This is a genomic window from Bacteroidales bacterium, from assembly GCA_018334875.1.
Classification (GTDB): Bacteria; Bacteroidota; Bacteroidia; order Bacteroidales; family UBA12077; genus JAGXLC01.
On sequence record JAGXLC010000331.1, the window covers coordinates 1 to 4,479 of the forward strand.

The 4,479-nt window shown below is 43.7% G+C and carries 2 protein-coding genes; one reads left to right on the top strand and one right to left on the bottom strand.

What is annotated here, in order from left to right; all coding sequences use genetic code 11:
• Positions 1 to 117: 117 nt before the first annotated feature.
• The gene (locus tag KGY70_17545) at positions 118 to 1,956 is read right to left on the bottom strand and encodes a tetratricopeptide repeat-containing sensor histidine kinase (protein ID MBS3777006.1); all 1,839 of its coding nucleotides are present in this window, start codon (positions 1,954 to 1,956) and stop codon (positions 118 to 120) included.
• Positions 1,957 to 2,383: 427 nt separating this feature from the next.
• On the opposite strand from KGY70_17545, the gene KGY70_17550 reads away from it, so the two are divergent.
• On the top strand, positions 2,384 to 4,222 hold the full coding sequence (locus KGY70_17550) for a BCCT family transporter (GenBank protein MBS3777007.1): 1,839 nt from the start codon (positions 2,384 to 2,386) through the stop codon (positions 4,220 to 4,222).
• The last annotated feature ends 257 nt before the right edge of the window (positions 4,223 to 4,479 follow it).

Here is a 4,479-nt window from a genome sequence, read left to right on the forward strand (position 1 = left end):
AAGTAAGGTAATAACACCCTTGAAAATTTTTCATCCGTCCACTTGTCCCGTCTGAAAACGGGATTAATGGCTATTCCCATGATGTGATTTCCTTCCTTCCACATGCTTCTCCTTAAATCAATTATGCTTCAGTGGCAAGGTAAAATAAAAACGGGAATATTTTCCTTCTTCCGACTCAACCCCAATGGTTCCGTTATGAATTTCGACAGCCATTTTGCAAAAAGCCAGGCCCAGACCCGTACCGGTTAACTGTTGTGAATTTTGATTGTCCCCGAAATATCTGTCAAATATTTTGTTTTTATAAGCTTCTGAAATCCCGATACCATAATCGGTGACCGAGATCTCAACAAAACTGTTTTCCTGCTGGTTTATTTGATTTCCAAGGCTCAGGACAACAGGCTGGTTTTCTCTGGAATATTTGATGGCATTGGTCAACAAATTCACAAAAACACGTTTGATCAATTGCCTGTCGGCATGTACATATACATCATCCGGGATATCATTCTTTAATGTGAGTTCCTTTCTTTCAAGATAATACTGCATTTGTTCCACGGCACTGTTTATCAACCGATTCAGGTTGCATTCAGCCAGTTCCGGAGTGAGTGTATTTTCTTCATACTTGTTCACATCGAGCATATTCATAACCAAATTATTCATGGTGTGACCCGCAGATTGCACCAAAGGCTTTTCAGCCAGATTCACAACAATATTCAGCGGATTTTTTAAATCGTGTACCAACATATCGGTCATGTCCTGTTTAAGTTGGTTTGCCCTTTCCAATCTTTTATTGGTGGATTGGAGCACTTCATTTTGTTTCATGATCTCGGCCTGCTGTTCTTCAATTTTTTCCCTCTGAAGTTGCATGGTTTTGTTTTTGCGCACGATCTTCCCATACGCAAACGCTCCACCTGCCAGAAACAGCAAAAGTGCGCCCATTCCGGCCAAATAATATTTTTGCTGGGTTTCCTTTTGTTGAAGGCGCCTTTTTTGCATCTCAATCTGATGCTGTTTTTTTTCCGCCTCAAATCTTTGGTGATAAAAAGAAACCAAATCATTTCGTGTTTGATTGTACTGGTCAACTTTTGTATCGATATATATCTGAAGGTATTCCAGGGCATTTTTATAATCACCTTTTTCTTTGTATGCATCATGTAAACGCATGCTGGTATTTTCAATATGATCTCCGGCACCTTGTTTGCGCGCAAGTTTAAGTGCCTTCTTTCCCAATTCAATAGCCTTTTCATACTCCCCTTTTCTTTCGTAATGCAACATGATATTGGTCAGTACATTTGGAATATCATTCGGAGCATGCGTTTGATAAATCTTCCTGGCTTTCTGTAAATAATATAAACCTTTATCCGAACGCTTGTAGCTGTATATAGCACCAAGAATCTCATAATTGCTGCCCAGCAGGGAAGAATCCCCTATGGCTTTACTGAAATACAGAGAGCTATCGGCGTATTGCCGGGCCTTATTGTGATCGGACCGTTCATAACAGGTTGCTGCCAGCCGGTTGTAAGTTTCCGCTATTCCTTTTTCATTCTGTATATTCCGGAATGTTTTCAGGGCCTCATAAAGAAAGGATAACGATGCTTCCAATGAAGCAATGGAACGATTGATTTCGCCAAGCATTTTGAGGTATTTGCCCTCATAAATTTTATCCCGATTCCTGCGGGCTTCATTCCGCATTTTGCGGGCAAGCTTCAATGCTTCTGTTTTGCTGCCGGTATTCTTTAGCAGGTAGGTTTTCAGTAAATTGCTTTCATAATAAGTGGTTGTATCACTGTTTGCTTTAGCCTGCCTGATGGCCTTGTTAACAAAAATCAGTGCAGAGTCTTTACTCTCCGCGAAATGCTCCTCGGCCTTTTCTAACAGTTTTTTTCCTGAAGATTCCTGTGAAAACCCCCAGAGCGGCAAGAACAATTGTATAAGAATAGCGAATATAATACTTTTCATTTTGAATCATCTTTTAACTATACAGTAAACATCTGAGAGCTCTGCTTAAAAAAATCATGAAATGGTTTTAAACAATAAAATATGCTCACAGAATAGATTGACTCCTCCTTTATATTATGATTTTTTACGGGGAAATGAAACAGATGTTTCGGCAGGTGAATATTTGGAAATGAATCCATTTCATTTTTTTCTGCCAAAAAATGCACGAATATAAAATAAGGTAATAACACCCGTGAGAATCATTCATTCGTACATCTGTCCCGTCTGAAAGCGGAATTCGTTTCCCTTCTGGTATAGCCCCTAATTCCCTCCCGCCAACGCCCTTTGATTCTATCATTTTTCACATTCCCGATCATTTTATATTTTTATGCTGTCAAATCTATGGGAACTTATTTTGTTGTGATTTAATATAAACGGAGGATTGTTTATGGCGGAAAAGCAGAACAGCAAAAAGGAACACACCTATCACAGCAAGGCCATTGAAATGGCCCGTGAATACCTGAAAAGGCAACAAAACAAAGCCATTAGGGAACGGGAAAAACTTTACGGCCTGCAGATCGTTCCCAAAGCCACCTATTACAATGATGCAAAGGGGTACGTACCCGGTGAAAAGAACTGGAAACGGTTCGGGTTCGATCTGCATCCGCAGGTATCCCTTATTGCAGGAGGTCTTGTTTTGCTTTTTATAGCGCTGACTTTTATTTATAAAGAACAGGCCGTCAGTTTCTTTCAGGGCGTCCTGGATGGCATTGGCAACAATTTCGGCTGGTTGTATATTCTGGCGGCCAACTTTTTTGTTATTGTCATGATCCTCTTCGCAGCCAGCAAATACGGCAACATCAAAATCGGCGGACCCGATGCGATGCCGGAATTCAGCACGTTTAGCTGGTATGCCATGCTGATCAGCGCGGGAATGGGCATTGGCCTGATGTTCTGGAGCGTGGCAGAACCCATATTTCATTACTCCACACCCTCGCCCATGTTTGATGTGGCGGCAAATTCACCGTCCGCAGCCCAAGGTGCACTGGGTGTAACCTATTTCCACTGGGGATTGCATCCCTGGGGCATCTATGCCCTGGTGGGCCTTTCACTGGCATTCTTTGCCTATAACCGCGGACTGCCCCTTACCATCCGCTCCATTTTCTATCCCCTGCTTGGCGAAAAGATCTATGGCTTCTGGGGCAACCTCATTGACATCCTCTCGGTGCTGGCCACCCTTTTTGGACTGGCCACCTCACTCGGACTCGGCGTCAAGCAAGTAGCTTCAGGCCTCAACTACCTGTTCGGCTTTCCCGATGAAACGATTTATGCCGTGCTGCTTATCGGGATCATCACCTTTTTTGCCACCCTATCGGTGGTGGCCGGCCTGGACAATGGTGTTCGAAGGCTCAGCAGTGGCAACCTCTACATGGCGGGAATATTCATGCTTTTCCTGATCGTTGTAGGCCCAACCGTTTATATATTAAAAGCCTTTACCCAGAACCTCGGTTTTTACCTCCAGAATCTGCCCCAGCTCAGCTTTTGGGTGGAAACCTATGAAGGTGCCAAAGGCAGCGACTGGCAGAACCTGTGGACCATCTTCTACTGGGGCTGGTGGATATCCTGGTCTCCTTTCGTGGGCATGTTCATTGCCCGTGTATCGAAAGGACGAACGGTGCGGGAATTCATCGTGGGCGTGATGATCCTGCCGACCCTACTTTCCTTCCTGTGGATGTCCACACTGGGCGGCTCGGCCCTGCATCTGGAAAGTATGGGCATTGCCGATATTGCTACCACCGTTGAAGAAAATGTTTCTACCGCGCTTTTCGTGATGCTCGAAAATTTCCCGCTCACCCAGGTGACCTCATTTATAGGAGTCATTCTTGTGACCATCTTCTTTGTAACATCATCCGATTCAGGCTCGCTGGTGGTTGACCACCTCACCTCAGGAGGCAAACTCGATTCTCCGGTGCCCCAGCGGATCTTCTGGGCCGTTATGGAAGGATTGGTTGCGGCAGCATTGCTTCTGGGCGGCGGACTAACGGCACTGCAAAGCGCTTCCATCGCCACCGGCCTACCCTTTACCTTTATTCTGATCATCATGGTGTACAGTCTGTATCGCGGGCTGCAACAGGAGTATTACCATGCCGCCATCATCGAAAAGATCCGGCCCGACGTGCAGCAGTTTGAAGTACCGATGGAACAGGAAGAGGAACAAAAGGAGGAATCATCCAGAAGCCAGTGGTATAAACACTTTAAACGGAACAAAGGAAAAGGCGGACGATAACTAATCATAAAATCGATCATCTTTCCAGTTACTTGGATTATTAATGATAATAAATTTTCGTAGAATTAAGAGAGAATGAGGCAATGACCCCTATTACATGAACCTTATTACCTTATTAATCAAGTTTATCAGATAACAAAAAAATACAGGATTAATTGCCCTTTTTGAGGAAAGAGGTGGCGAGAAAGGGGCAGCTTAATTTCATCAATAAACAATCAAAAACATTGTTAAAGAAGAGATTGTAGTTTCAATTTATA

What these genes read in the sequence shown, in the direction of transcription:
- KGY70_17545 (MBS3777006.1), bottom strand. Translation starts at nt 1,956, where the DNA reads ATGAAAAGTATTATATTCGCTATTCTTATACAATTGTTCTTGCCGCTC.
- KGY70_17550 (MBS3777007.1), top strand. Translation starts at nt 2,384, where the DNA reads ATGGCGGAAAAGCAGAACAGCAAAAAGGAACACACCTATCACAGCAAG.